Origin of the sequence: Achromobacter mucicolens, assembly GCF_029866465.1 — a bacterium.
GTDB classification, from domain to species: Bacteria; Pseudomonadota; Gammaproteobacteria; order Burkholderiales; family Burkholderiaceae_B; genus Achromobacter; species Achromobacter mucicolens.
This window is the reverse complement of record NZ_CP123364.1, coordinates 1,836,169-1,862,561: the sequence shown is the minus strand read 5'-3', so window position 1 is coordinate 1,862,561 and position 26,393 is coordinate 1,836,169. Positions and strand designations below refer to the sequence as shown.

The following is a 26,393-nucleotide window of genomic DNA, read 5'->3' as shown; positions in this document are numbered from 1 at the left end:
GCCCCCTTTTCAGATATCGATCCGCATGATCCGCCGGATCAGCAGCACGCCCGCCGTCTCCAGCACCGCCACGATGACCAGAACACCCCATCCCATCGGCGTATGCCACAACAGACTCATGATGTCGGGCTCCAGCCGGTCCAGCACCGCCAGCAGCAGCAAGGGCAGCGCGCCCACGATCCAGGCTTGCAGCCGCCCCTGCGAGGTCAGCGCCAGCAGCTTCGTTTGCAACTGCAGGCGAGCCCGCAGTGTCTGCGCGATGCTCTCAAGGGCCTCGGCCAGGTTGCCGCCGGTTGTTGCCGCGATGCGCATGGCAGCCACCACCAGCGAGGTCGAATCGGCCGGCATCCTGGCCTGCAGGTTGCCAAGCGCAACCTCCCATGGCACGCCAAGCCGCTGTTCGCGCAGCATCAGACCAAACTCCTGCGCCAGCGGCGCGCTGCTCTGTTCCACCACGTGGCGCAGGCCGGTCGTCATAGCCACGCCAGCCCGCAGCGCGGACGCCAGCATCAACAGCGCCATCGGTAATTGCGTTTCAAAGCGCCGTGCACGCCGCCGCCGCAGTCCGTCAACGACCGACCGCGGCAGGCGCGAGGCCGCCAGCGCGAACAAGGCCGCGAGCAACGCGCTTCCGGTGGCCGAGAACGCGGCCGCCGCGGCGGCCACCCCGCAGATGATGGCGCCCGCCCACAGTTGGCGCGGGTCGATGAAGAGGAACACCTCGCTCAACCGCACGCCCGCATCCTGCGTGTAGACCTCGCGGTATCGCCGCAGCGCGGGCGCAAACCAGTTCTGAGCGCGCCACGCCAGCAACCCCGCGCACAGCATCGCGGCCGCCGCCGCAAGCCAGATCATGGCAAGCCCTGCGCAAAGGACGCAACGCCCGGCGCCTGGCCCGCCAAGTCCGAAAACCAGGTGGCGTCCAGGCTCACGCCCTTATCGGCCCAATCGCGCGCAAAGCTGGGCAGCGCGCCGCATCCCCGAAATCCGTGGCTGCGGTCAAACCCGAACAAGTCCTGCAATTGGATGCGGCCGCTTTCCATGCCCGCCACTTCGACGATCGACGTGACCACGCGGCGGCCGTCCGCCAGTCGAGCCTGCTGCACGACCACGTCCACGCTGGCGGCAATGTGCTCGCGGACCGCGGACAGCGGCAGGTCAAGCCCTGCCATGAGAATCATGGACTCCAGCCGGGCCAACGCGTCGCGCGGAGAGTTGGCATGCAGCGTCGTCAGGGAACCTTCGTGGCCAGTGTTCATGGCCGTCAGCATGTCGAACGCCTCGGCGCCGCGGCATTCGCCCACGACGATGCGGTCAGGCCGCATGCGCAGCGCGTTGCGCACCAGTTCGCGGATGTCGATTCGGCCTCTGCCTTCCTGATTGGCCGGCCGGGCCTCCAGCGCAACGAGATGCGCATGGTTGAGCCGCAATTCCGCAGCGTCTTCGATCGTGACCACGCGCTCGCCGTCCGGAATCTCGTTCGACAGGATGTTCAGCAGCGTGGTCTTGCCCGCCCCCGTCCCCCCGGAAACGACCAGGTTCTTGCGCATCCGTACGCACAAAGCCAGAAACTGCGACATCGCGTCGCTCAGCGCGCCCAGCGCAATCAGATCGGGCATCTGCGGCCGACGCTGCGGAAACTTGCGTATGGTCAGGCTGGCGCCCTTCATCGCCACCGGCGGAATGATGGCGTGGACCCGCGAGCCATCGGGCAGCCGCGCATCCACCATCGGCGAGCTTTCGTCGATGCGGCGCCCCAAGGGCGTGACGATGCGTTCGATCACCCAGCGCACCGACTGTTCGCTGGTGAATGCGGCCTGCTCCCGCCACAGGCGCCCCGCACGCTCGACATAGATTTCGTCGTAGCGGTTGACCATGATTTCCGTGATGTCGGGGGCCGCAAGCAAGGGTTCCAACGGCCCGAGCCCAACCGCCTCATCGAGCACCTCGCGGCACAGCGCCGCCTTGTCCGCATGGGGCGGAAGTTCGGCGTCCGTGGCAACGATCTGGACCAGAAGGCGCTCGGCTTCGGCACGAAGCATCCCGTCGCTCATCCCCGCCACGTCGCGCCGTCTCAGGTCCAGCGCGCTCAGCAGGGCCGCGTGAAGACGTCGACGGTCGTGCAGCCGATGCGGGGCGCAGGGCGGAACAACTGGCGGCGCAATGCCCCGGTCATCGCCCATCGACGGGATTTCCGGTTGAACCGGGTCTGATGGCACCGCATCCGCACCGTCAAGAGACGAGGCGGCCTCGGCTTTCCGCCTCGACACGCGCAGCCTGCAAGGCCCGATCAGGATCTCGTCTTGGGGCTGTACCGGCGCATGCCGCACGATCCGCACCCCATTCACCATCGTGCCTGCCAGCGTGCCCAGGTCTTCCAGGACGATTTGATCCGCTTCGCACAGAAGCCGGGCGTGCTGACGCCCGACTCTCCAGGTGGGAATCCGCAATCCGCACTGAACGCCCCTTCCGATAAGTACCGGCGCGCGCAGCGTGAGCTGCTGCTGCGCGGCGTCCTCGAAGGTCAGTTCGATGGTCAGCTCAATGTTGAGCATTGCGCCCCTCCGGAAAAGGTGAATCGGCCTCGGCAGATGTCTGTCCCCACTGGGACCCCGCGCCCGAGTAGGGATCCCAACCGATCGCGTCCGACGGAACCGCCGTCCCGAGGAGGGGAGGATCGGGAAACGCCGCCTGCAGCGTCTCGCGTCCGCGGCGTATGCGATCGGCCATGGCGGGCTCTGCTTGCGACACGATCTTGGGTGTTACGAAGATCGCCAGTTCGGTCTCGCGGCGTTGATAACGGGTCGAGGAAAACAACGCGCCCAGGATAGGAATGTTGCGCAGCCCCGGCAGACCGCTGACGTCGGTGCCCTGCTCACGCGAAAGAAACCCGCCGATGACGAGCGTGTTGCCCGACCGCACGTTGAACTCGGTGGATGCGCGGCGCGTGCGCAGCGCCGGGCCGCCGGGAAGGCTTAGCGACGTGTCGACCGAACTGGCCTCCACCTCGATCAAGGACCGGATGACCCCATTTCGGTCGATCCGCGGCGTGATGTTCAGCGACACGCCGTAGGGCTTGAACAGCGTGGTGGGATTGCCCCGTGCATCCGTGGAGGCATAGGGCACTTCCCCGCCCGCGAGAAACGTCGCACTGGCGCCGCTGCGCGCCAGCAGCTGCGGTTGCGCAAGCATTACGGCTTCACCCGTTTGCGCCAGCGCGGCAATACGCGCCGAAAGCAGCGCATTGACGCCGAAGTAGCCCGCGGCCGACGCGACCGGTGCGGCCGTCTCGATGATCTGCTCGCCAGGGCGTGTCATGCGGCTGCGCGATCCGCCATCCCACGCGAGACCCGCATTGAGGCCACCCTGCGTCATGCCATCCCAGCGCACGCCGAACTCCTGCAGCCGCGATGTGGGAATCTCGACCACCTGCACGTCCAGCAGCACCATGCGGTCCCATCCGACCTGACCCGTGAAATCCACGACGTCCGGATACCGGTCAACCAGCGCCGCAATGCGCGCGCGATCATCGTCGGACAGGTCATCGCCTTCGATGAGGATGCGGCCGCCCACGTTCGAGCTGCGCGCCCCCGGGATCCGGGAGAGCAGGCTCTGGACCTCCTCGCGCAGTTGTGGCGTGCCGGCAGGGACCACTCGCAATTCGTAGGCTGCCACGCGATCGCGTCCTGCCCACACATGCACGGACGACACGCCTTCGGCTCGCGCAAACACCACGACCTCGCGCCCTTCCGCCGCCACGGCGCTGGCTACCTGACTATTGCCGATCGCGACGCGCCGCACGCCGGGGTGCGGCAACACACGCGTCTCGCCGACTTGCAGTTCCAGCGTCTGGGTGTTGGACCATGCAGGCAGGCTGCACAGGCACAGCACGATGGCGAGCAAGCTTTGAATTCGGTTCATGGCCGCTCCGCGTCAAAGCCTGCCAGTGCATCCAGGCGATCACCGTAAACGATGGCGACACCGGGCACGGGCTTGGGTTCGGCGTCCAGTCCCATGAGGGAAGCCAGATCGCTTTGTGCAACGGGGTTTACGGACGCGGCGTCGTCGCGATGACGCAGCATTGCGGTCAGCACCCCAGCCTGCCGCGCGGCAATGAACCGCATGGCTTGGTCAGGCGTCGCGGCCAGGGTGATGTTGCCCGCGCCGTCGTCGCTCATGGCGGTCAGGACTCGCATGCTCTGCAGCACCGGGACGGTGAGTTCGCGTTGGCGATGATTGAACGTCACGTAGATATCGATGGCATCGCCGCCTTTGAGCATGTCTGCAAGACCGCCAAGGTCCGCCGCGTTGACCGTGAACGCGCGCTGCCCCGCTTCAAGCCGCGCGGCCAGCGAAGGCTGCGGCGGGTCGTAAGTCATGAAGCTTCTCAGCAAGGGGTCTCCAAGCGCCAGATCGGCAAGTAGCGTTGCGCCCAGCACGCTGCCCAGTTCCATCGGGTCGACGCTGGCGCCAGGCGCCCAGGGCTGAGGGATCTTGCGCACGGCCAGATGCACCTCTTCGAGCAATGTGCCGGCCGGCAAGTCATAGGCCGCCACAAGACGGCTGACCAGCGGCGTCTGCGCCTCGGCTTCCAGCGCCTGCACGCGCTGCTGGACATGCTCGCGCACGGCCCATGCGGCGACCAGGCCCGCCAGCACCGCCAATCCATACACGCCGGTACGGCGCAACCGCTCGGCGCCGCGAATGATCCAGGGCTTCATGGCGCCCACCCAAGGGCTCGCAGCCCGCTGCCGCCTTCCACAGGCACCAGCCATAGCTTCATCCGCTCCCGTTCTCGTGCCCACCATTGGCCTGCGCCTGCGGAGGGCGCGCCTCGCCCCGCGGTGGCCGCTGACGCCGCCATCGCGGCCCCCTCACTATCCGGGTCGCCCTGCGGCCGCCATCCCGTCCGCCGCAACGCGGCATCAAGCAGTTCAGCCAGCTTTTGAGGCGGCAATGCGTACTGCCAGATCCGGTCGGAAACCTTGACGCCGGATTCCATCACGGCAACGTCCGACCTGACGCGCGCGCCCTTTGGCAGCCACCCCGGCAGATGCACGGAGGGAGCCGCACGCACAGAAATCGCCGAGAGGCTGCCGACGGTACGATCCGCGCCCGCGTTTTCCAATTGGGCCACCCAACGCTCATCGCCGACGCGGCCGGACAGGATGAGTTGCCCCGGCAGCACGTGCAGATCCGCCAACGCAGGTTGCTGCGCGGCCAGCGTTCTGGCCAGGGCCGATGGGCTCTGGGGCGCATCGAACACCCACACTTGCGCGGGCATGCCGTGCAGCCACAACCAATCCGCCATGCGTTCTCGCAAGGCGCCTTCTGGGAGCCGCAGCCCCTCCAGGCTGGACACGCCGCCTGATGCGCCCGCGCGTTCGGGCAACAGCATCAACGCACCGCACAGCCCGATGCCGACTGCAAGCAAGGCAGGACGGATTCGCATGCCCGGCCCTTCGCACACTTTTCGGACAGGGTTCATTTTCCGCCCTCCGAACGCCCGCCAAGCCGATCGCCTGGCAGCACATCCCCCCACGCGGAAAGCCAATCCCGCGACAGCGCCGGCCGCCCCCACGGCGCCTCTGCCTGGCTGACAGGACGCTGCATCCTTACCGCCTCAGCCTGCGAGGTGCGGCTCGCTTGCAACCAGCCCGTTGGCGATGCCCCAATACGGCGTTGCGCATCCGCGTCGCCATGCGCATAGCCCGCGCCGTCTGCCACGCTGAGGTGACGCGAGACTGGCAGTCCAAACATGACATTGCCCGGAGGCGGCAGCGAACGCACTTGCACGGACAGCAGACGCATTGCCGCGCCAAACCATTCATCCTGCAACACGCTGCCCCCCGCAACGGAAGATCCTGGCCAGCGTTGGGCGCTGCCTTCCACGTCCATCCGCGCCGGCGCGCGAAGCGTCGCGACCGGCTGTCCCAACGCCGCCGCCATGGCGGCCTGACGACTAACCTGGGTCGTGCGCTGTGCCGAAAACTGCATTGCGCCGATATCCGAGACCGCCCACAGCAACACGGTCAAAAACGGCAACATCAATAGCGCCTCGACCACCGCCTGTCCTTGTTCGTTTGATCCGCGTTGCATCACGGCAGCCTCCTGGCCAATGCTTCCTCTTGCGGCGTGACTGCGGAAAGGCGAGCCTGCCAATAGGGCCGGAAAAGCGTGGCGAGCTCCAGGCGCCCGTCGGCGCGCCGCTCCGGCCGGGAAAAGTAGGTCTCGGCAGCCGTACTGACGGTGATGGCGCCCGTTCGGCCCAGTGCGGCATATCGGAACTGACCGATCGGCGCCGACACAGCGCTGCTGGCATCCGTGGTTTTGACGACGGACGATTGCAGGCCAACCGCCACGGCGAAACGCAAGGGCTCGGCAAGACGCTTGGACGCAACTTCCCGGTAGGCGGGCAAGCCGCCGCCGGGCCAACGGCGCACCCCAGCCATTGCGTAGGAGTTCGCCATGGGGTTGTTGGCTCCGTCAAAGATGTTCCAGGCCGTGGCGTGTTCCACCCATCGCCAGAAGTCTTCCTGCGAAAAGTCTGCGGGTGGATCTTCGACGAATTCCACGTCGTCGGGCGCACGGCTTTTATTGCCCTGGACGGTGCCCCACCCCATCGCGTATTCGCGGAAGTGGCAGCCAATCCAGCGGTTCGAGCGCAGGGCATGGTAGGACTGCGTGTCCAACGCGCCCCAATGGCCATCCGGCCCAAGCCAGGTCGAGCCGCGCCGCCGGAGTTCGTGCCGAAGCCACGGGCACCGGGTGCTGACCACCCAAGGGTTGCGTAGCGTCGTGTTGCGGCGGTCCAGGAAACCATAGCGGGCCACAGCGCTTTCAATAGCCGGCCGCAGGCCGGCCTTGCGTGTTGCGGCTTGGCGCTCCGTGAAACCCGGCCAGCCGTCCGTCAACACACGCAGATCCAGCGGCGAAGCCCTGGATGCAGCGTCCTGGCCAGTCTTGCCAAACTCGGGATAGTTGGCAGCCAGCACCTCGCGCATGACACGATCCCGAGACATGATGAAATCGCCGGTGATCGCTCGCGCCGCGGCTTCCAGCACCTGATGCACGACGCGATCATGCTGCGCGAACGCGCGCGCCAGACGGCTTTCGGCGTCCGTAGGGGCCTGCGCCCCTTGGTAGGACGCCCCGGCAGCCGGCCCGAATAGCATCGCGATCAGGCCGGCTGGCGGATTGCCGCGCCGACGCTGCGATTGCAACGCATCGAGGTATTGCGCCGACGCCCCTAGCGTCACCAGATGCGCCATCGCAACCTGATGCGCGATCTGGCTGCGATTCACGTAGGCGATGGCATTGAGCGCGCGCGCCTGCATGAGCGCACCGCTATAGGCCGCCGCATCCGCGGCGTGGGTCAGGCGGCTGCGCGCTTCGACGGTCTGGCCAACGTTGTACAGGACGACGAGCGACGCCACGCCGACGGCCGCGACCATCAAACCCAGGACCAGGGCTTGGCCCCGTTGTTGATCGTCGAACATGGATGGCGGCGCGTTCAATTCGCGATCTCGGCGTTGCCGGTAAATGACTTGAGCGACCGCGCCTTGGTCTGGGCCGCCGCCTTTTGGGCCGCCTGCTGCGCCGCTTTGGATTGCGTGCTGCCGTCTTCGCCGGCAAGCTCGCGAGCCATGGCTGCCGTCTGCGAACGCACGACCTGTCCGAAGTACTGATAAACCGCGATCGCCGCCACGGCGACCAGCGCGACGACAACGATGTACTCAGTCATCCCCTGTCCCAGTTGGCGCTTTCGATGCCCCCACATATCTGCTCTCCCGTGCATTGAACGTGGAGGCCAGTGTCGCCAGCGGGCGGCGGGCGGACAATTCGTGGATGCCGAGACGGACAAATCCGCGCACGCCCCCTTGACGCATGTGCATGCCTCGAAGGTCCTGCGCCAATGACGTTCCCACCCCTTTTTTGACAAGGGTTTCCCCTATTGCCGGGCTGAAGTCCGAGCAGTAGATTGGAGTTGCCGGGCTGTCTGACACCCATCGCGTGCGAAGCCGGGCAGGAGCGCCTCAGACTCATCTTGAGCTGGGGCGCTCTTCCATTTGGAGACGCTTTCCTAGTAGGTGCGTTCCTGGTCGCGGGTGCTCGTTTCCCTGCCGGTCACGGTTCCAACACGACGTTGCGATCTAAGCTGGCCCCTACCACTGCACGCGAAAGCCGATCATGCCGCCCACGGCGTGGTTGTCGCTCATGTTGTTGGTTGCGCCGGCCACGCTCAGGTTTCCATAAACGCCGTAGCGCCCTTTGTTCCATTGGTAGGTCCCGCCAACGCCAAGTTCGGCCCACAGCCGCTCGTCCCGGCTTCGAAAAGACACGCCCGCCACGTTGACGTTCGTGCCATTCATGAACTCGTTGTACAGATTGGCGATGGCGTACACATGCGTTTGCCCGGCCGCCCCTTGCGCAACGGAGCGTTCAGGTTCGTAATCGAGCGACACGCCCAGACGTCCGATCAGACTGTCGCCATCGTCAAGCCGCACCTTGGCGCCGAACGGGTCCGTAAAGCTGTCGAAGTCGACTCGAGAGCGTATCAACTGCGCCTGCGGCGTCAGCGAAAAGCCCGTGCCGATGTCATGGCGATAGCCTGTCTCCACCGAGATGGCGACGCCGTTTCCATTGTTTCCCTTCACCTCATCGCGCCCGATCGTGCGCGACGAGATGTCGCTGTCGAACCACATGGCCTGCAATTGTCCGTCCACGTAGAACCCGCTGGCGCCGTACCACGTCAGGCTGGCGCCCACACCCGTGCCAGTCGTGTCGATCTTGCCCCGGCCATACGGAGACGCAATATCGGCCGACGCGTTGCCATGAGAAAGATTGACGCCAGCTACCAGCATCGAGCCATCGGGCTGGCGGTTTGCGACGACGTCAATGCCCGTTTGCAGCTTCCACAGATCGATATCCCGGCTCGACTTCGTCGCCGACTGAGCCGGGCGCGTGGAACTGGTGGCGCCTTGGATGCGAGCCCACCCCCCGAATTTGTCCTCGGCCGCGGGCTGACCGTCCGTCCGCCAGAACCGGTTTCCGACGCGTTGCTGCAACGTCGGCAACGTATTGAGGGAAGCGAGCACCTGGGGATACTGCTCATAAAGCGGTATGCCCGGCTGATAGCGTGGCCCCTCTTCGGGACTTCCGGGAATTTCCTCCACCGGCGCGCCCGGCCCGGGTTCGGGTTCGGGTTCGGGTTCGGGCTCTGGATCAGGACCCGGCCCTGGCTCCGGTTCGGGAGCGGTCTCCGGGCCCTTGAATTCGGATACGAGATACCAGTGACCGTCCGTGGGCGTATTGCTGCCGCCGTGTTGCAGCGTGTACGCATACGCGCCGGCAATCACGGCTTGCCGACCGTTTTCGGCCCGATAATCGCCCCGAAGGTTGAACGCGCCCGCAGGCGACGCGCCGCCGACCTCAATGACGCGAATGCCATTTACCGTCTGCGCCCCGCTGCCATTCAGATTGGTGACCTTGACGGCCGTACTGCCCGCGACATTGCCCGTCACAACCAGTTTGTCGGTAGGCGACGCGTCATTGCCAAGCACCGTCTCCAGCTGCAACAGCGAACCGCTGCTGCCCGCGTAGTTCCCGCTGATGGTCAGCGTGCCCAGCGAGGCCCCGGGCGATACGGTGCCTGCATTGACGACACTGCCCACCCGTCCGCGCCCTTCCAACGTGCCGCCAGAGAGAATCTGCATCGCCGCGCCCGACAGGTCGCGATTGACCTGCAGAATGCCCGCACCGCCTATTTGCGCGGCGCCCGAGAAGTCCCCGTGGTCCGCATTCAGGATGGTGCGACCCGCCATCGCCGCCAGCCGCCCGCCCCCGACCAATCCGGTATTGGAGCCTGCTGCATTGTTGGCACCGTTGTTGATCGTCCCGTCGAACACATAACCGGAAGACGTGTGATTGAAAATCACGCGGCTGTCGCCCGCGCCAAATGAAACACGCGAGGTTTCCAGCGTGCCAGGCGCGACCGGCGCAGCGCCCGCATCGCTGCCGATGACAAGCTTGCCGATCCCGGAAGTTGTTGGGCCTATCAACGCGCCGGGAGCAATGACCTTCCCGCCTTCCGAGATCGTCAAACTGCCACTTCCGAATGAGCCAATCTGAATGGGCGAGCCGGACAGCCATTGAGAATTGGCCCCGCGAACCGTCACCGCTCCTTTGCCGCCAAATACGCCAATGGCGCTTGAGCCCGTCGAGACATAGCCGCCGTCCGCAATGTTCAAACTCCCTTCACCCGACATCCCGATGAAAAGCAGCTGATTGTTTATCCATTGCGAGCCCGCGCCAGTGACGGTCACAACGCCGACGCCATCGTCGAATTCCCCGAGAACGCCGCGCTGACTCTGGACCACACCGCTACCGGCAACCGTTAGCGTCCCTGCTGCACTCCAGCCAACATTCAGCGTACTCAAGCTGTTGGCGGACACTTCCCATCGCGCGTTTGGTCCGGTCACCGACACCACCCCGGCACCGCCGAAAACACCTCCCAGGTAAGCATCCGGGCTATTCACCAGACCGCCACTCAACACGTTCAGCGTACCGGGTCCCGTATTTCCAACCAAGAGGGGGCTGTTCATGTTCCAGGGAGAAGCCTGAGTTCCCGGAACCGTTACCGTCTGCCCACTCTCGATTGTGATCTGAGCGACCGATACCCAAGGAAATGCCAGAAGGGGGAGCAGCGACGAACGAGACAGTATGCCGGCGGGCAGAGCGTTGTTTTTCATGAAACTTCCTCCGATCGAGCTTCGGTATCAGCACATGCCAAACATCAGACGGGGCGGATGGGCCCTCCCCTCATCGCCCACAGTCACGAGCGGTTTCGAGGATTATTGGGGAATAGTCCTTTTGGATAAGGAAGTGTTACGCGGGGTTACCAATCAGGAATGGCACCGCGGCACGGCCCGCGCAGCCTCACGTCCAACCGTGACCCAGAAATGAAAACAGCCGCCATTGCTGGCGGCTGCGGTACCTGAGTGTCAGGATTTCTTTGGTAGGCCCCCCGAGAGTCGAACTCGGCACCAACGGATTATGAGTCCGCTGCTCTAACCAGGCATGAGCTAGAGGCCCAGGAAATTTACTGCCCTTCCAGGAAGCTCTTCAGCTTGTCGGCCCGGCTGGGGTGACGCAGCTTGCGCAGCGCTTTAGCCTCTATTTGGCGGATGCGCTCGCGCGTGACGTCGAATTGCTTGCCCACTTCTTCCAGGGTCTGGTCGGTGCTCATTTCGATGCCGAAACGCATGCGCAGGACCTTGGCTTCACGCGGGGTGAGAGAGTCTAGCACTTCCTTGACGACGTCGCGCATCGAACCATGCAGCGCCGCATCCGAAGGCGCCAGCGTGGACGTGTCTTCGATGAAATCGCCCAGGTGCGAGTCGTCGTCGTCACCGATGGGCGTTTCCATGGAGATCGGTTCCTTGGCGATCTTCAGGATCTTGCGGATCTTGTCCTCGGGCATGTCCATCTTTTGCGCCAGGGTCGCGGGATCCGGCTCGGCGCCGGTTTCCTGCAGGATCTGGCGGCTGATGCGGTTCATCTTGTTGATCGTTTCGATCATGTGAACCGGAATACGGATGGTGCGCGCCTGGTCGGCGATGGAACGCGTGATGGCCTGACGGATCCACCACGTTGCGTAGGTCGAGAACTTGTAGCCGCGGCGGTATTCGAACTTGTCCACGGCCTTCATCAGGCCGATGTTGCCTTCCTGGATGAGGTCGAGGAACTGCAGGCCACGGTTCGTGTACTTCTTGGCGATCGAGATCACCAGACGCAGGTTGGCCTCGGTCATTTCGCGCTTGGCCTTGCGAGCCTTGGCTTCGCCGGTGGCCATGCGCTTGTTGACGTCCTTCAGGTCCTTCAGCGGCAGCACGACGCGCGTTTGCAGGTCGATCAGCTTTTGCTGCAGTTCCTGCACGGCGGGAATCTGGCGCTCCAGCGTTTCGGCGTACGGATGGCCGGCGGCCACTTCGTCGACGACCCACTGCAGGTTGGTTTCGTTGCCGGGGAACACCTTGATGAAGTGCAGGCGCGGCATGCCGGCACGGTCCACACACGTGTGCAGAACAGCGCGCTCGAGCTGACGCACTTCTTCAACCTGGTTGCGCAGCGTGTCGGCCAGCTTTTCCACCATCTTGGCGGTGAAGCGGATGCCCATCAGTTCGTTCTGGATCGATTCCTGGGCGCGCACGTATATGTCCGACTTGTAGCCGTCCTTCTCGTACGACAGGCGCATCTTGTCGAACTGCTTGCCCACTTCGTCGAACTTGGCCAGCGCCTTGACGCGCAGGTCTTCCAGCTGCTTGCTGGACATGCCGCCGGCGGGGCCGTCGTCGCTTTCGTCTTCATCGGCGGTGACGCCGGCGCCGGCGTATTCTTCGCCGTCTTCCGGATCGACCAGGCCGTCGACGACTTCGTCGATCTGCGCCTGTCCCTCACGCACGCGCGTGATGTGGGCCAGGATTTCGTTGATGGTGGTCGGGCAGGCCGAGATGGCCATGACCATGTGCTTCAGGCCGTCTTCGATACGCTTGGCGATCTCGATTTCGCCTTCGCGGGTCAGCAGCTCGACCGAGCCCATTTCGCGCATGTACATGCGGACCGGGTCGGTGGTGCGGCCGAAATCGGAGTCCACGGTGGTGAGCGCAGCTTCGGCTTCGTCTTCGACGTCGTCGTCGTTGGACGCAACCGGCGCGTTCTCGCTCATCAGCAGGGTTTCGGCGTCGGGGGCCTGGTCATAGACCGCGATACCCATATCGCTGAACGTGCTGATGATGCCGTCGATGGCTTCGGCATCGACCAGGTCGTCGGGCAGATGGTCGTTGATTTCGCCGTACGTCAGGTAACCGCGGTCCTTGCCCAGCTTGATCAGCTGCTTCAGGCGATTGCGGCGCGCTTCGTATTCTTCCGGCGTGACGGGGCCACGGGCGATCAGGTCCTTGGGATCGGCCTTGCCGCGCTTGCCGCCGCGCTTGGGCGGCTTCAGATCGGGCAGGACTTCGCCTTCGCCGTCCATCGGATCGTCGAAACCGTCGGAGTCGTTGTTGGCGTTCTTGGCGGGGCGGCCCGGACGGCGGCCGCTCGGCGCGGGACGCGCGCTGCCGACCAGATCGGCCAGTTTGTCTTCGGCTTTCTTGGCGCGGGCCTTCGTCACCTTTTCGGGCTTGTCCGCGGCAACTGCCGTTTTGGCCGCCTTTTTGGCGGCCGTCTTGGCGGCGGGCTTGGCGACCTTCACCGCCGTCTTGGCGGGCGCTTTTTCCGCGGCCATGCTGACGGCGCGTTTGGCCGCCACAGCCTTGGTTTCGGCCGCATCAATTGCAGAGGAGGATTTGCCGGTGGATTTGGTCATAGTCGCTTCCGTGGTCGTCGCAACCCGTTCGGGCTTGTTGCACCGCATAACGCCGCGCCGGATACGGATCCGGTGCGGCATGGAATACGGGTAAATCTGGTGGATCGGCGAAGATCACGCGGCTGCGTTGTTCGCAGCACCGGCTCTTGCGAGCCCGTCTGGCGACGTCTCCGGTTCTTGACCGTTCTGACGCCCGACGTGCATGACCTCATTCAACGGCGGGTTCCGGACGTTGGGGGGGCTGCCTGCCTATAAATAGGCTTTGCTCGCTTATCGGGCCATTGCCCCAAGCAGCTACGTATACACAGCTCCCAAACCACTCACGCCACGCGGAGTTACCGCCGCTGAACTGCTTTTGATCCACCGCTCAGCTATATTAATTAACGATGTAACAATTTTGACGCACGCGTCCCGTTTCTAACCTTTTTTAGTGGTTAGCGATGCCGCCTGGGCTCAATAACCGGGATGCCCGAGCTTCAGGCCGCTCTCGTCAAATTGGTACATAAATCATTAGATTCCGCCTTCCGGAATAGATTCCAGTTGCCGGACTTCGTGTCACGTTCCTGCTCTTGCTGCATCGATCTGGCGAACAATCCGCCACCAATCGACCTTGAATTTCCAGCGATCATGCAACAGTCGGGCACAGCTGGCAATGGCGGCATCCGCGCTTGGCCGAACTGCGCCAGCCCTGCGCTGGCCTCACAGGCCCCCGCATGAGCGGAAAACCTTTGATTTTAGCGTATTTAGCGTATTCCGGCACCTTTCAGCACGGTCATGCGGCGGGAGAGCTCAAGATACCGCTTGCGAGCCTCTTCCGAAGCCAGTCCGGAAGCCGCCAGCTTGGCCATTTCATTTTTCGCCGAATCGAACTCGATCCGCCGCAACGCATCGTCCCATTCCGTCTGCGGGTCGGGCAGGTCTTCCTGCGCCAGGATGTCCGCCCGCAGCCCCTTCAATACGGTTGCAAGGTCCGAGTCCGGCTCCGCAGCCTCCAGCAAGGCGCCGACATGGCGCGCGCCGCTGGATTGCGCCAGCATGATCAGGTCTCGTACCAATCCCAGATGGGGGCCATGGTCGATGACTTCAAGCTGCTGATCGCCCATGGAGTCGACCAGCTCGGGATGCGCGAGCAGCAGGCTCAAGAGCCGCTTGGCCAGCGACGGCATGGTGCGGCGCCCCTCGAAGCCGCCAACATCGTTGTCGCGCCGGCCTTTCCAGTTGCCCTTGCCGCCCTTCCAATCACCCTTGCCCTTCCAGTCGCTCTTGCCTTTCCAATCGCTCTTGCCCTTCCATTCCTGCTTGGCGCCTGGCTGCCAGCCCGCAGATCCGCCACCAGACGCTTCGCCATGCGAGGCGTACTGGCCGTAATCGTCGGACTCGTCGGCGGGAATGTCGTGGAAGTCGTGGTTGCCGTAGTCGTAGCCCATGTCCGGCGGACCGCCGTCGTGGCTCGGCTCGCCGCCCGGTGCCATACCGGACTCGGCACCGCCCGACGCGGGCCGCGCGGCCGGCGCAAATGGCTTGGCAGGCTGTTGCGCCAGAACCTGCGCCATTTCCTCGGGCGTCAATTGCACCAGCTTGGCCATTTCCCGTTCGATCTGCACGCGCAACGCGCATTCGGGGATCGTTGCCAGCAGCGGCTTGGCCTCGTGCAGACAACTGGCGCGCCCTTCGGCCTCGGTCATGTTGTGACGCGACGCCAATTCGTCCAACAAGAAGCGCGACAGCGCCACGGCGTCGCCCAGACACGCGCGGAACGCTTCGGCGCCCAATTCGCGCACATACGAATCGGGATCATGCTCCGCCGGCAGGAAGAGGAACCGGATCGCGATGTCATCCCGAAGCACCGGCAGACAGGCCTGCAGCGCACGCCAGGCGGCGCGCCGGCCGGCCTTGTCGCCATCGAAGCTGAAGATGACCTTGTCGCTGGCGCGCAAGAGCTTCTTGACGTGATCCGGCGTGGTGGCGGTGCCGAGCGTGGCAACGGCATTGGCAATGCCCTGCTGCGCCAAGCCGACCACGTCCATGTAGCCCTCGACGACAATCACCTGGCCTTCCTGACGGATGGCCTGGCGTGCCTCCCACAACCCGTAGAGCTCCTGCCCCTTCGAAAACAGCGGAGTTTCAGGGGAGTTCAGGTACTTGGGTTCGCCTTTGCCGATGATCCGGCCGCCAAACCCGATGAGGCTTCCCCGCGCATTGCGGATCGGAAACATCACCCGTTCGCGAAAGCGATCGTAGCGCCGCCCGTCCTCGGATTCGATGACGAGGCCGGACTCCACCAACGTGGGGTCCTCGTAGTTCGGAAACACCTGGGACAGACCGTGCCGGTCCGTGCCTGACCAGCCCAGGCCAAAATGCGCGGCGATCTCGCCAGTCAGGCCGCGCTGCTTCAAATAGCGGACGGCGGCGGGCGAAGCGCGCAACAGTTTCAGGTAATGGGCTTGGGCAGCGTCCAGCACCTGGGTGTGCCGGGATTCCTCGGCCTTGCGGCGCGCGGACTCCTGCTGCTGGCGGGGACTGCGGTTTTCTTCGGGGACCGTCATTCCCGCCGACGCCGCGAGCGTACGCACGGCGTCGGGGAAACTGGCGCCCGTATGTTCCATCAGGAAGGTGATGGCGCTGCCATGCGCTCCACAACCGAAGCAGTGATAGAACTGCTTGGTGGGGCTGACAGTGAACGAAGGGCTTTTTTCGTTATGAAAGGGGCACAGGCCAAGCAAGTTGGCCCCACCCTTTCGCAACTGCACATATCGCCCGACAACGTCGACGACGTCGACTCGGGCGAGCAAATCCTGGATGAATGATTCTGGAATCAATAGATTCGGGAATCAGAAATCAATACAGGCGCGGGGGCAGTTGTTGGCTACGGATGCGCTTGTAGTGGCGCTTCACGGCGGCGGCATGCTTGCGCTTGCGCTCGGCGGTGGGCTTCTCATAGAACTCGCGCGAGCGCAGTTCGGTGAGCAAACCGGTCTTTTCGATGGTGCGCTTGAAGCGGCGCAGAGCGGCTTCAAACGGTTCGTTTTCCTTCAGTCGAACGATAGGCATAAAGTAATTGGCCTGCTTGTAGGGTAACAAAGTTGATGACAAACCTGGCTTGCTTTTCCAGCAACGCTGCGCGGCCCCAGGTACGCGAAGACGGCCTCTGGCGATAAGACCTGCAAACCGCCAATAGGCAAGTACCGCGAACTGTGAACCTTCAAAGCGCAACCCGGGCATGCGTTCACCCGGGTTTGAGCTGGCTGTTTCCGTTACCCAAAGACTACCCAAAGAGTAACAAGCCAAGTTCGGTTTAGCGATAACCAGCGATTCTAGCATGGTCAAGGACGGTTTGACTACTGCCAGGGACAGTCCGCGCCCTGGGCCCCGCCCTTTTCCTGCCTGCTATCAGCTCTGGGAACCCTTGCGGATCCAGGCTTCCAATTGATGGGGACGCAAGCTGTCGTAGTCTTCGAAAGGCTGGTGAATCCAGGGATTCGTGGGCAGCTTCTCGACGTAATAGTCGGGCGTTGCCAGGGAATGCCCCTTCCACCACAGCACGGCGCTGCGCAATTCGGTGATATCAGCGAACTGGCTCTTCAGGTGATCGAAGACCTTATTGAAGGTCTTGCCGGTATCGACCATGTCGTCCACCAGCAACACCCGGCCAGACAGCGTGCCGCGGGTGATGGTGATGAACTGAGCGATGTCCATGTCGCCTTGCTTGGTGCCAGCCGCCTCGCGATAGCTGCTGGTGGCAAGAATGCCCAGCGGCACATCAAAAATACGCGACATGACGTCACCCACGCGCATACCGCCGCGCGCCAGGCAAAGAATCTTGTCAAACTTCCAGCCCGACTGGTGCACCTGCAAAGTAAGGCGCTCGATCAAGCGGTTGTAATCGTCCCACGTTACCCACAGGTGGCTATCGTCACTGGTCGGCGTGCTCATAGGCAAGCATCTCCTGCACAAAAATACGAAAAGGCCGCCGCCGGTATGACCGGCGGCGGCCTTGGGAATAATAACCCGATGTCAGCCCTTCAGGGGATGACGCAAAACAATGGTCTCGTTGCGGTCCGGACCGGTGGACACCAGGTCGATCGGCACGCCGCAGACTTCGGCGACACGCTCCAGATAACGGCGCGCGGCGGCGGGCAGCTTGGCGTATTCGGTGATGCCGACGGTGGATTCGCTCCAGCCGGGCAGCTCTTCGAGCACCGGTTGCGCTTGCGCAACGGCGTGCGCGCCGTAGGGCAGCACGTCGCGGAATTCACCGTTGACGCGGTAGCCGACGCCCAACTGGATGGTTTCCAGACCGTCCAGCACGTCCAGCTTGGTGATGCACAGGCCGGAAATGCCGTTCAGGCGGACCGAGCGCTTCAGCGCGGCGCCGTCGAACCAGCCGCAACGGCGCGGACGGCCCGTGACCGAACCGAATTCCTTGCCGATGGTGGCCAGACGGGTGCCGATCTCGTCGACCAGTTCCGTGGGGAACGGGCCCGAGCCAACGCGCGTGGTGTACGCCTTGGTGATGCCCAGCACGTAATCCAGTTGCTGGGGGCCGACGCCGGCGCCTGCCGAGGCCGCGCCCGCAACGCAGTTGCTGCTGGTGACGAAGGGATAAGTGCCGTGATCGACGTCCAGCAGCGCGCCTTGCGCGCCTTCGAACAGGAGGCGCTTGCCTTCCTGCTGCATGGCGTACAGGTTGCTGGAGACGTCCTTGACCATCGGGGCGATGGCCGGCGCCAAGGCCATGGCCTGATCGCGCACTTCGTTGGCCGAGACCGCTTCGGCGCCCAGGTACTGGGTCAGCACGAAGTTGTGGTAATCCAGCACTTCGGCGAGCTTTTCGTCAAAGAGCGCCGGATTGAAGAGGTCTTGCACGCGCAGGGCGCGGCGGGCGACCTTGTCTTCGTAGGCCGGGCCGATGCCACGGCCCGTCGTGCCGATCTTGCCCTCGCCCTTGCGCGCTTCGCGCGCCTTGTCGATGGCGACGTGGTACGGCAGGATCAGCGGGCAGATCTCGGAGATCTGCAGGCGCGAACGCACGTCCAGGCCGGCGGCCTCAAGCTCTTCGATTTCCTTGAGCAGGGCTTCCGGGGACAGCACGACGCCATTGCCGATGAAGCAGGTGACACCGGGGTGCATGATGCCCGACGGGATCAGGCGAAGAATCGTCTTCTTGCCGTTGATCCACAGCGTATGGCCGGCATTGTGACCGCCTTGGAAGCGGACCACGCCCTGGACGGATTCCGCCAGCCAGTCGACGATCTTGCCCTTGCCCTCGTCACCCCATTGGGTGCCGATTACGACTACGTTCTTGCTCATGATACGAATCAATTTCGAGTTTCTCGGGAAATCCGGAAATCTCCCCGCGGCCCTCTCGTTTCCGAGAGGGAGTTAGTCACAGCGTTTTGACCGTCCAGACGCCATCCTGCAGCGCCAGCTCGCGATCGCAAACGAATTCGTCCTGATCCTGCTCGTGACCGGGCAATACCTGAACGACGATTTCCCCTGACCGGCGCAAGCGGCGAACCGCCTCGGTCAGAGCGGGGGCCTGCCCCCAGGGCGCGCGAACCGCTCGCGCCCTTTCCGCCGGCGGCAGACCCGCCGCCAGCTTGCGTAAATCAAGACTGAAGCCCGTGGCCGGACGCGACCGGCCAAACGCGTGGCTGACGTCATCGTAGCGGCCACCGCTGACCAACGCGTCGTGCCAGCCTTCAGCGTACAGCGCAAACTTGACGCCCGAGTGGTAAGCGTAACCACCGACGTCGGCCAGATCGACACTGAAAGACACGTTGGGCATGGCGTCGACCACTGCCTGAAGGGCGTCGAGCGCCTCGGCGATACCCGGCAGCGCCGGCAGGTCACGGCGGGCGATCTTCAGCACGTCCTGACCACCGTACAGCGTGGGCAGCAATTGCAGCGCCTTCAGCGTTTCCGGACGGATGCCGGGCGCGCGCGCCGCCAGCTCGCCCAGTCCGGGCACATCCTTGTCGCGCATCAGCCGGATCGCATCCTGCGCCAGCTCGGCAGCCGCCGGATCCGACTTCAGGATCGCGCGCAGCACACCGGGGTGATTCAGATCCAGGCGCGGATTGCGAACGCCGGCGATGGCAACGGTTTCCAGCACCAGCTGGATGATTTCCAGATCGGCTTCGAATCCGGCATGGCCGTAGATTTCGGCGCCGATCTGCAGCAACTCGCGGCTGGACAGCAAGTCCGAGGGACGGGCATGCAGCACATTGCCGCAATAGCACAGGCGGGTGACGCCCGCGCGGTTGAGCAAGTGCGCGTCAATGCGCGTGACCTGGGGAGTCATGTCCGCGCGCACGCCCAGCGTGCGGCCCGAAAGCTGGTCAATCAGCTTGCAGGTGCGCAGATCCAGATCGCTGCCGGTGCCCGACAGCAATGAATCGATGTACTCGACCAGGGGCGGCGCGACCAGCTCGAACCCGTATGTACGGTAAAGATCGAGAAGTTCGCGGCGCAGTTCCTCGATGCGCCGGGCCTCTGCCGGAAGTACGTCGGCGAGGCTTTCGGGCAGCAGCCAGTTACCCATGAATGTGTTTACCTGAATAACGCCAAGTGATGCGTGGGCGTCGCCCAAACGAAAAGCGGCTGAGGGGCGTAAGCCCGCTCAGCCGCTGCGGAATGTTTTATAGCTTACGCGGTATTGTACATGGTTCAGCGGCAAGCGCCACCCGGGGGACGGGCATGTCCAGTGCCCGCGGCGTCCCCGATACCCGTAAGGGAGCATCCCGCCAGAAGCAGAAAAGCCCCTCGGGTACCCGAGGGGCTTTTTCGTTCGTGCCGGCTGCTGCCGGTTACTTGGCCGGCACCGTGACCGGAGCCAGCGCGGCGCCTGCCGGATCCTTCATGAACTGGAAGAAGCTGGAGCTGGGGTCCACCACCAGCACGTCGCCCGGCTTGGAGAACGAGGCGCGATAGGCTTCCAGGCTCTTGTAGTACGTATAGAAGTCCGGATTCTTGCCATAAGCCTGGGCGTAGATGGCTGCCGCAGCGGCGTCGCCCTCACCCATGATGCCCTGGGCCTTGGCGTACGCCTGAGCCACGATGACCTCGCGCTGGCGGTCGGCCTCGGCGCGGATCTTCTCGCCTTCGGCGGCGCCGATCGAGCGCAGTTCGTTCGCCACGCGAGTACGCTCGGCTTCCATGCGGCGGTACACCGACTCGGAAATTTCCGGCGCGAACTCGATGCGGCGCAGACGCACGTCAACGATCTGCACGCCCAGCGGCTCGGCGCGCTTGGCGACGTTGTCCAGGATTTCCGTCATGATCTTGTCGCGTTCGGTCGAGACCACGTCGCGCACCGTACGCACGTTGACCGATGCGTTCAGGGCGTCGCGGATCTGGGCTTGCAGACGCTCTTGCGCCGCACGCTCGTTGCCGCCGAACGTCACGTAGAACAGACGGGGATCCGCAATGCGCCACTTGACGTACGAGTCGATCAGCAGGTTCTTCTTTTCGGAAGTCTGGATGCGCTCGGCTTCGTTGGTCTCGATGGTCAGAATGCGCTTGTCGAGCGTGACGACATTCTGGAAAGGCGGCGGAACCTTGAAGTACAGGCCAGGTTCACTGATGACGCGGCGGACCTCACCTAGCGAGAACACCAGGGCATAGTCGCGCTCGCGGACCACGAAAACGCTGGAGGAAAGGAGGGCCAGCACGATGAGCAGGCCGACCAGGATGGGCATAAGACGATTCATGTTCAGGACTCCTCCGGATTAGCGCGACATACGGTCGCGGGGCAGCGTGTTGCTATTGCTGCTGCCGGAAGGCTGCGGCACCGGCGCGGCCGAACCGCGCGAAGGCTGCTGGACAGGCGGGTTGGCCACCGGCGAGCCGGAGCTGCCGATATTCGACTTGCCTGCGTCCTGAGCGGCGAGATGCATGATCTTGTCCAAGGGCAGATACAACATGTTGTTGTTGCTCTTGGTGTCGACCATGACCTTGCTGGCGCGGGTGAAGATGTCCTGCATGCTTTCCAGGTACATGCGCTGGCGCATGACTTGGGGAGACTTTTCGTATTCGCCCAGGATGCTGGTAAAGCGCGAGGTATTACCTTGCGCATCGCCCACGACCTTGGCCTTGTAGCCTTCGGCCTGCTCCATCATGCGCGAAGCCTGACCACTGGCCAGCGGCACGACCTGGTTGGCGTAGGCCTGGCCTTCGTTGATCTGGCGCTCGCGATCCTGACCGGCCTTCACGGCGTCGTCGAACGCGGCCTGGACCTGCTCGGGCGGCTGCACGTTCTGGATGGCGACGGTGCTGACCTGCACGCCCGTCTTGTAGCGGTCGAGGATCTGCTGCATCAGCGCCTGAACCTGCGAGGCCACCGTCGTACGGCCTTCGTACAGCACGAAGTCCATCGACTGCTTGCCCACGACTTCGCGCATGGCGGTTTCCGACGCCTGGCGCACGGATTCGTCCGGGTCGCGCGTCTTGAAGAGATAGTCGGGCGCGCCGTCCGCACGCAGGCGGTACTGGACGACGAACTGCATATCGACGATGTTCTCGTCCGTCGTGAGCATCAGCGCTTCGGGCAGGACCTTGTTGCGCGCGCCGCCACGGAAACCGACTTCGAACGTGCGCAGTTGCGACACGTTGACGATTTCATGGCTTTGAATGGGATAAGGCAAGCGCCACTGGAAACCAGCTTGCGACGTGCTCTTGTATTTGCCGAACTGGGTCACGACCGCGACCTGGCCTTCTTGCACGATGTAGAAGCCGCTGGCCAGCCAGATACCTGCCGCAACCAGGGCAATGACGCCCAGGCCGATGCGTGTGCCCCGCGGGGATGGCGGCGTCATGCCACCACGATTGCCGGGCCGGTTGTTGCCGCCCCCGCCTTTGCGCCCGAACAGGTTCCCGATGCGATTATTGAAATCGCGCCAGACCTCGTCCAGGTCCGGAGGGCCGTCTCCATTGCCTTGGGGCCGCTTGGGCGGCGGCTCGGAGCCATTGTTGTTTCCGCGACCCCAGCCGGGGTCATTCAGATTGAAGAGTTTGATAATTCGCGGCATTGTTTCCCACAATCTGTCCGGTTTCCGCAATTGCCCCGCGCAACGCATCCAAACCGGCGCGCTCGGTGGCGCTTACAAATACTCGCGCAATCGTACCATGTGCATCGCGCTCCACCCGCGGGTCCAGGCCCGCCCGGTCGATCTTGTTGTATACCAGAATGGTTGGAATCGCGGCAGCGCCTATTTCGGCGAGAACCTTGTTGACCTCGAAAATCTGCTCATCCCGCTGCGGGCTGGCCGAGTCCACCACATGCAGCAGCAGATCCGCGTGCACGGTTTCTTCGAGCGTGGCGCGGAAGGCGGCAATCAGGTTGTGCGGGAGGTCGCGGATGAAGCCCACGGTGTCCGACACCACCACCGATCCGGCGCCTTCGATCCAGATGCGGCGGGTCGTCGTGTCCAGCGTGGCGAATAACTGGTCGGCGGCGTAGGCGTCCGCGCGGGTCAGCGCGTTGAACAGCGTCGACTTGCCGGCGTTGGTGTAACCCACCAGCGACACCGACAACGCTCCGCCCCGCGCGCGAGCGCGCCGCTGGGTGATGCGCTGGCGTTCGACCTTGTCGAGCCGCTCACGCAGCGTCTTGACCTTGGCGCCGATCATGCGGCGGTCCATTTCAAGCTGGGATTCACCTGGCCCGCGCATCCCGATGCCGCCGCGCTGCCGTTCCAGGTGACTCCACATGCGCGTCAGGCGCGTGGCCAGATGCTGAAGCTGGGCCAGTTCGACCTGCAGCTTGCCTTCGTGGCTCTTTGCGCGCAGCGCGAAGATGTCCAGGATGAGGGCAACGCGATCCACCACGCGCAGGTTGAAGGCGCGTTCGAGGTTGCGCTGCTGGGCTGGCGAAAGCGGCTGGTCGAAAAGGATGATGTCGGCAAGCAGCGCCTGCGCCATCGCGACGCCCTCGTCGGCCTTGCCGGAGCCGATGAAGAACTTGGCGTCGGGACGATCGCGGCGGGCCGTCAAGGTGCCGACGATTTCGGCGCCCGCGCCCTTGGCCAGCATGGCAAATTCCTCGGCGTGTGCCGTGAAGTCCGGATCACCGAGATCCACGCTGATGATCAGAGCGCGCATACATGCACCATATTCGAGCCAAAGCGAAAATGCCCGCCGACGAGAACCGTCTGGCGGGCAATAAAAGGTAAAGCTGGAGCGAGATTACTCAGCAGGGACTTCCACTTGAAAGTTGACGGCGCGCGCGGGAACGACGGTGGAAATGGCGTGCTTGTAAACCATTTGGGTGACCGTATTGCGCAGCAGCACCACGTATTGGTCGAAGGATTCGATTTGCCCTTGAAGCTTGATGCCGTTCACGAGGTAGATCGACACGGGCACATGATCCTTGCGCAGCGTGTTGAGGAACGGATCTTGCAGAGTTTGCCCTTTATTGCTCATTGGCCAGGCTCCATTTGTTTGTTATTGAGTAATGACGCGCTTTTTGTACTGGTGGTGCACGCCGAAACACGTACTCTACAGGGTTTTCCCGGCCCGTGCTACTTGGCCGGGAAGCAAAAATGAGACCAGAGTTTTCCAGCTGAAATGCCTCTGAAAATCACGCCTTCAGGATGCTCTGGAGCGCTTGCAGAAGCAGATCGCACTGGGCTTCGGTACCCACCGTGATGCGCAGGAATTGATCGATCCGCGCATGACGGAAATGACGCACGATGATGCTGCGCTCGCGCAGGGCGGCGGCAAGCGTCGCGGCGTCCTTTGACTGATGGCGCGCGAACACGAAGTTCGCCGCTGATGGAAGCACCTCGAAGCCCAGCGCCTGCAACCCTGCGGTCATGCGGGACCGCGTGTCGATCACGGCTTTGCGGGTCTGCTCAAAGTACTCCGTATCTTCCAGCGCCGCTACTGCACCGGCGGATGCCAAACGATCGATGGGGTAGGAGTTGAAACTGTTCTTTACCCGCTCAAGCCCATCGATCAGGGCGGCGCTGCCCACGGCAAAGCCTACCCGCAGGCCCGCAAGCGAACGCGACTTTGAAAGGGTCTGCACCACCAGCAGGTTGTCGTAGCGCGAGACCAGCGGGATCACCGATTCGGCGCCGAAATCCACATACGCCTCGTCCACGACAACGACCGTGTCCGGATTGCCGGCGACGATGCGCTCGACCTCGGCGGCGCTGAGCGCCCGGCCGGTGGGCGCGTTGGGATTCGGGAAGATGATGGCGCCCGCCTGACCGTGGCGCGCGGGCAGATAGTCTTCGACGTCGATGCAAAAGTCCGCGGTGAGCGGCATCGTTTCGAATTCGATGCCGTACAGGCCGCAGTACACGGGATAGAAGCTGTACGTGATATCCGGAAAGCGCAGCGGACGGTCATGCTTGAGCAGGGCCAGAAACGCATGCGCCAGGACCTCGTCCGACCCGTTGCCCACGAACACCTGCTGCGGCTGCGCGCCGACCGCGGCGGCGATGGCCTCGCGCAGGCGGTCCGAGGAAGGGTCCGGATAGAGCTTGAGCGTGTCGTCGCAAGCGGCGCGGATCGCATCGAGCACCTTGGGCGACGGCCCGTAAGGGTGCTCGTTGGTGTTCAGCTTGACCAGATTCTGAAGCTTGGGCTGCTCGCCCGGCACATAGGGACTGAGCGTCCCGACAACGGGACTCCAGAAGCGGCTCATGGATCAGCTTTCCTGCGCGTAAGGGTTGTGCGAGGACTTGAATTCGATACGCAGCGGCGTGCCGGCCAAGTCGAATGCATTGCGGAAACGCGTTTCGAGGTAGCGGCGGTACGAATCGGGAATGGCGTCCAGCGCGTTGCCGTGAATGACGACCAGCGGCGGGTTCTGTCCGCCCTGGTGCGCGTAGCGCATCTTGGGACGGAAGATGCCCTTGCGCGGAGGCGGCTGCTGTTCGACAGCGGCCTGCAGCTCGCGCGTGAGCTTGGGCGTGGACAGTTTGGCAAAGGCCGCGGCATGGGCGGCATTGATGGACTTGAGCAGGGGCTTGATGCCCTGCCCGCGCAGCGCCGAGATCGTGTGCACGCGCGCGAACGACAGGAAGCGCAGCTTGCGGTTGAACTCGCGCTCGATGCGTTCCTTTTCTTCGCCGTCCAGGCCGTCCCACTTGTTGACGGCCACGACCACGGCTCGGCCGGTTTCCAGCACGAACCCGGCGATGTGCGCGTCCTGCTCGGAGATTTCGGTTTGCGCGTCGAGCATGAGCAGCACGACGTTGCTGGCCTCGATGGCCTGCAAGGTCTTGATGACGGAGAACTTTTCGACTGCCTCGAAGACCTTGCCGCGCTTGCGCAGCCCGGCCGTGTCGATCAGCGTGTAGCGGCGCCCGTCGCGCTCGAAATCGATTTCGATGGCGTCGCGCGTGGTGCCCGGCATGTCGAACGCGATCACGCGCTCTTCGCCCATGAGCGTATTGATGAGCGTGGACTTGCCTACGTTGGGGCGGCCCACGATCGCCAGCTTGATGCGGTGATCGTGCTCGCCTTCTTCGACCGGATCTTCTTCGACGGGCGGCTCGGCCAGATCCTTGAGCGCCAGCTCGATGAGATCCACGATGCCGTCGCCGTGCGCCGCCGAAATGGGATACGGCTGGCCCAGGCCAAGTTCATGGAATTCGGCGATGGCGGGACCCAGGCCCATGCCTTCGGCCTTGTTCACCGCCAGCAGCACGCGCTGCTGGCCGGACTTGCGCAGCAGTTGCGCGATCTCGTGATCGTGCGCATTGATGCCAGAGCGCGCATCCACCAGGAACACGACGACGTCCGCCTCGGCGATGGCCTGGCGGGTCTGCCGGGCCATTTCCAGCAGGATGCCGTCCTTGGCCACGGGCTCGAAGCCGCCGGTATCGATGGCGATGAACGGAATATCGCCCACCCTGCCCTCGCCGTAATGGCGATCGCGGGTCAGGCCGGAATAATCGGCCACCAGCGCGGCGCGCGATCGCGTCAGGCGGTTGAAAAGGGTCGATTTCCCCACATTGGGGCGGCCGACCAGGGCAACGACAGGCTTGAAAGACACGGTAAAAGGCTTTGT

21 protein-coding genes and 1 tRNA gene are annotated in these 26,393 nt (G+C 63.9%); all 22 read right to left on the bottom strand.

Going from position 1 to position 26,393, the window contains the following annotated elements:
- Positions 1-9 precede the first annotated feature (9 nt).
- Entirely contained in the window at positions 10-855 is an 846-nt protein-coding gene (locus QEP15_RS08475; RefSeq protein WP_280148652.1) for a type II secretion system F family protein, read from the bottom strand.
- Positions 852-2,555 (bottom strand): TadA family conjugal transfer-associated ATPase, encoded by a 1,704-nt coding sequence (locus QEP15_RS08470; protein WP_152383930.1) that lies wholly within the window; start codon positions 2,553-2,555, stop codon positions 852-854. Before QEP15_RS08470 ends, QEP15_RS08475 begins: the two co-directional genes overlap by 4 nt.
- The gene (locus tag QEP15_RS08465) at positions 2,542-3,921 is read right to left on the bottom strand and encodes a type II and III secretion system protein family protein (RefSeq protein ID WP_175157107.1); all 1,380 of its coding nucleotides are present in this window, start codon (positions 3,919-3,921) and stop codon (positions 2,542-2,544) included. The genes QEP15_RS08470 and QEP15_RS08465 overlap by 14 nt, the downstream gene beginning before the upstream one ends.
- Positions 3,918-4,721 (bottom strand): Flp pilus assembly protein CpaB, encoded by an 804-nt coding sequence (gene cpaB, locus QEP15_RS08460; protein ID WP_152383928.1) that lies wholly within the window; start codon positions 4,719-4,721, stop codon positions 3,918-3,920. Before cpaB ends, QEP15_RS08465 begins: the two co-directional genes overlap by 4 nt.
- Complete coding sequence (locus tag QEP15_RS08455) at positions 4,718-5,488, bottom strand: hypothetical protein (RefSeq protein ID WP_227741201.1); 771 nt, start codon at positions 5,486-5,488, stop codon at positions 4,718-4,720. The genes cpaB and QEP15_RS08455 overlap by 4 nt, the downstream gene beginning before the upstream one ends.
- Positions 5,485-6,099, bottom strand: coding sequence for a TadE/TadG family type IV pilus assembly protein (locus tag QEP15_RS08450; protein WP_152385452.1), 615 nt, complete (start codon positions 6,097-6,099; stop codon positions 5,485-5,487). Before QEP15_RS08450 ends, QEP15_RS08455 begins: the two co-directional genes overlap by 4 nt.
- Positions 6,099-7,499 carry a pilus assembly protein TadG-related protein gene (locus QEP15_RS08445; protein WP_152383927.1) on the bottom strand — a complete coding sequence of 467 codons (1,401 nt, stop codon included), beginning with the start codon at positions 7,497-7,499 and terminating at the stop codon, positions 6,099-6,101. The genes QEP15_RS08450 and QEP15_RS08445 overlap by 1 nt, the downstream gene beginning before the upstream one ends.
- A 14-nt stretch (positions 7,500-7,513) precedes the next feature.
- A complete protein-coding gene (locus tag QEP15_RS08440) occupies positions 7,514-7,780 on the bottom strand; it encodes a hypothetical protein (protein WP_056315734.1) in 267 nt (88 codons plus the stop codon).
- Between the two features lie 385 nt (positions 7,781-8,165).
- On the bottom strand, positions 8,166-10,751 hold the full coding sequence (locus QEP15_RS08435) for an autotransporter family protein (protein ID WP_280148651.1): 2,586 nt from the start codon (positions 10,749-10,751) through the stop codon (positions 8,166-8,168).
- A gap of 264 nt (positions 10,752-11,015) precedes the next feature.
- A tRNA-Ile gene (locus QEP15_RS08430) sits at positions 11,016-11,094 on the bottom strand.
- A gap of 7 nt (positions 11,095-11,101) precedes the next feature.
- Positions 11,102-13,369 (bottom strand): RNA polymerase sigma factor RpoD, encoded by a 2,268-nt coding sequence (gene rpoD, locus QEP15_RS08425; protein WP_056315728.1) that lies wholly within the window; start codon positions 13,367-13,369, stop codon positions 11,102-11,104.
- Positions 13,370-14,112: 743 nt separating this feature from the next.
- On the bottom strand, positions 14,113-16,188 hold the full coding sequence (gene dnaG, locus QEP15_RS08420; RefSeq protein ID WP_152383925.1) for a DNA primase: 2,076 nt from the start codon (positions 16,186-16,188) through the stop codon (positions 14,113-14,115).
- Positions 16,189-16,207: 19 nt separating this feature from the next.
- Positions 16,208-16,420 (bottom strand): 30S ribosomal protein S21, encoded by a 213-nt coding sequence (gene rpsU, locus QEP15_RS08415; protein ID WP_006218592.1) that lies wholly within the window; start codon positions 16,418-16,420, stop codon positions 16,208-16,210.
- Between the two features lie 339 nt (positions 16,421-16,759).
- Positions 16,760-17,302, bottom strand: a complete 543-nt coding sequence (locus QEP15_RS08410; protein ID WP_056315724.1) for a phosphoribosyltransferase — start codon at positions 17,300-17,302, stop codon at positions 16,760-16,762.
- 81 nt (positions 17,303-17,383) lie between these two features.
- Positions 17,384-18,679 carry an adenylosuccinate synthase gene (locus QEP15_RS08405; RefSeq protein ID WP_056315722.1) on the bottom strand — a complete coding sequence of 432 codons (1,296 nt, stop codon included), beginning with the start codon at positions 18,677-18,679 and terminating at the stop codon, positions 17,384-17,386.
- A 76-nt stretch (positions 18,680-18,755) separates the two neighbouring features.
- Complete coding sequence (locus QEP15_RS08400) at positions 18,756-19,913, bottom strand: ATP phosphoribosyltransferase regulatory subunit (protein ID WP_062842025.1); 1,158 nt, start codon at positions 19,911-19,913, stop codon at positions 18,756-18,758.
- Positions 19,914-20,178: 265 nt separating this feature from the next.
- Positions 20,179-21,081, bottom strand: a complete 903-nt coding sequence (hflC, locus tag QEP15_RS08395) for a protease modulator HflC (RefSeq protein ID WP_056315716.1) — start codon at positions 21,079-21,081, stop codon at positions 20,179-20,181.
- A gap of 18 nt (positions 21,082-21,099) precedes the next feature.
- Positions 21,100-22,398, bottom strand: coding sequence for an FtsH protease activity modulator HflK (hflK, locus tag QEP15_RS08390; protein ID WP_152383923.1), 1,299 nt, complete (start codon positions 22,396-22,398; stop codon positions 21,100-21,102).
- On the bottom strand, positions 22,364-23,470 hold the full coding sequence (gene hflX, locus QEP15_RS08385) for a GTPase HflX (protein ID WP_062842027.1): 1,107 nt from the start codon (positions 23,468-23,470) through the stop codon (positions 22,364-22,366). Before hflX ends, hflK begins: the two co-directional genes overlap by 35 nt.
- Before the next feature lie 84 nt (positions 23,471-23,554).
- Entirely contained in the window at positions 23,555-23,791 is a 237-nt protein-coding gene (hfq, locus tag QEP15_RS08380; protein ID WP_006218585.1) for an RNA chaperone Hfq, read from the bottom strand.
- A gap of 157 nt (positions 23,792-23,948) precedes the next feature.
- Complete coding sequence (hisC, locus tag QEP15_RS08375) at positions 23,949-25,022, bottom strand: histidinol-phosphate transaminase (RefSeq protein WP_152383922.1); 1,074 nt, start codon at positions 25,020-25,022, stop codon at positions 23,949-23,951.
- A 3-nt stretch (positions 25,023-25,025) separates the two neighbouring features.
- Positions 25,026-26,378, bottom strand: a complete 1,353-nt coding sequence (gene der / locus QEP15_RS08370; RefSeq protein WP_280148650.1) for a ribosome biogenesis GTPase Der — start codon at positions 26,376-26,378, stop codon at positions 25,026-25,028.
- Positions 26,379-26,393 lie beyond the last annotated feature (15 nt).

Coding starts and splice junctions, on each gene's coding strand:
- QEP15_RS08410 (WP_056315724.1), bottom strand. CDS start 17,302: ATGAGCACGCCGACCAGTGACGATAGCCACCTGTGGGTAACGTGGGAC.
- QEP15_RS08445 (WP_152383927.1), bottom strand. CDS start 7,499: ATGTTCGACGATCAACAACGGGGCCAAGCCCTGGTCCTGGGTTTGATG.
- QEP15_RS08450 (WP_152385452.1), bottom strand. CDS start 6,099: ATGCAACGCGGATCAAACGAACAAGGACAGGCGGTGGTCGAGGCGCTA.
- QEP15_RS08465 (WP_175157107.1), bottom strand. CDS start 3,921: ATGAACCGAATTCAAAGCTTGCTCGCCATCGTGCTGTGCCTGTGCAGC.
- QEP15_RS08475 (WP_280148652.1), bottom strand. CDS start 855: ATGATCTGGCTTGCGGCGGCGGCCGCGATGCTGTGCGCGGGGTTGCTG.
- rpsU (WP_006218592.1), bottom strand. CDS start 16,420: ATGCCTATCGTTCGACTGAAGGAAAACGAACCGTTTGAAGCCGCTCTG.
- QEP15_RS08405 (WP_056315722.1), bottom strand. CDS start 18,679: ATGAGCAAGAACGTAGTCGTAATCGGCACCCAATGGGGTGACGAGGGC.
- cpaB (WP_152383928.1), bottom strand. CDS start 4,721: ATGAAGCCCTGGATCATTCGCGGCGCCGAGCGGTTGCGCCGTACCGGC.
- rpoD (WP_056315728.1), bottom strand. CDS start 13,369: ATGACCAAATCCACCGGCAAATCCTCCTCTGCAATTGATGCGGCCGAA.
- QEP15_RS08440 (WP_056315734.1), bottom strand. CDS start 7,780: ATGTGGGGGCATCGAAAGCGCCAACTGGGACAGGGGATGACTGAGTAC.
- hflX (WP_062842027.1), bottom strand. CDS start 23,470: ATGCGCGCTCTGATCATCAGCGTGGATCTCGGTGATCCGGACTTCACG.
- QEP15_RS08455 (WP_227741201.1), bottom strand. CDS start 5,488: ATGAACCCTGTCCGAAAAGTGTGCGAAGGGCCGGGCATGCGAATCCGT.
- QEP15_RS08435 (WP_280148651.1), bottom strand. CDS start 10,751: ATGAAAAACAACGCTCTGCCCGCCGGCATACTGTCTCGTTCGTCGCTG.
- hisC (WP_152383922.1), bottom strand. CDS start 25,022: ATGAGCCGCTTCTGGAGTCCCGTTGTCGGGACGCTCAGTCCCTATGTG.
- hflC (WP_056315716.1), bottom strand. CDS start 21,081: ATGAATCGTCTTATGCCCATCCTGGTCGGCCTGCTCATCGTGCTGGCC.
- hflK (WP_152383923.1), bottom strand. CDS start 22,398: ATGCCGCGAATTATCAAACTCTTCAATCTGAATGACCCCGGCTGGGGT.
- QEP15_RS08470 (WP_152383930.1), bottom strand. CDS start 2,555: ATGCTCAACATTGAGCTGACCATCGAACTGACCTTCGAGGACGCCGCG.
- QEP15_RS08400 (WP_062842025.1), bottom strand. CDS start 19,913: ATGGGTAACTGGCTGCTGCCCGAAAGCCTCGCCGACGTACTTCCGGCA.
- hfq (WP_006218585.1), bottom strand. CDS start 23,791: ATGAGCAATAAAGGGCAAACTCTGCAAGATCCGTTCCTCAACACGCTG.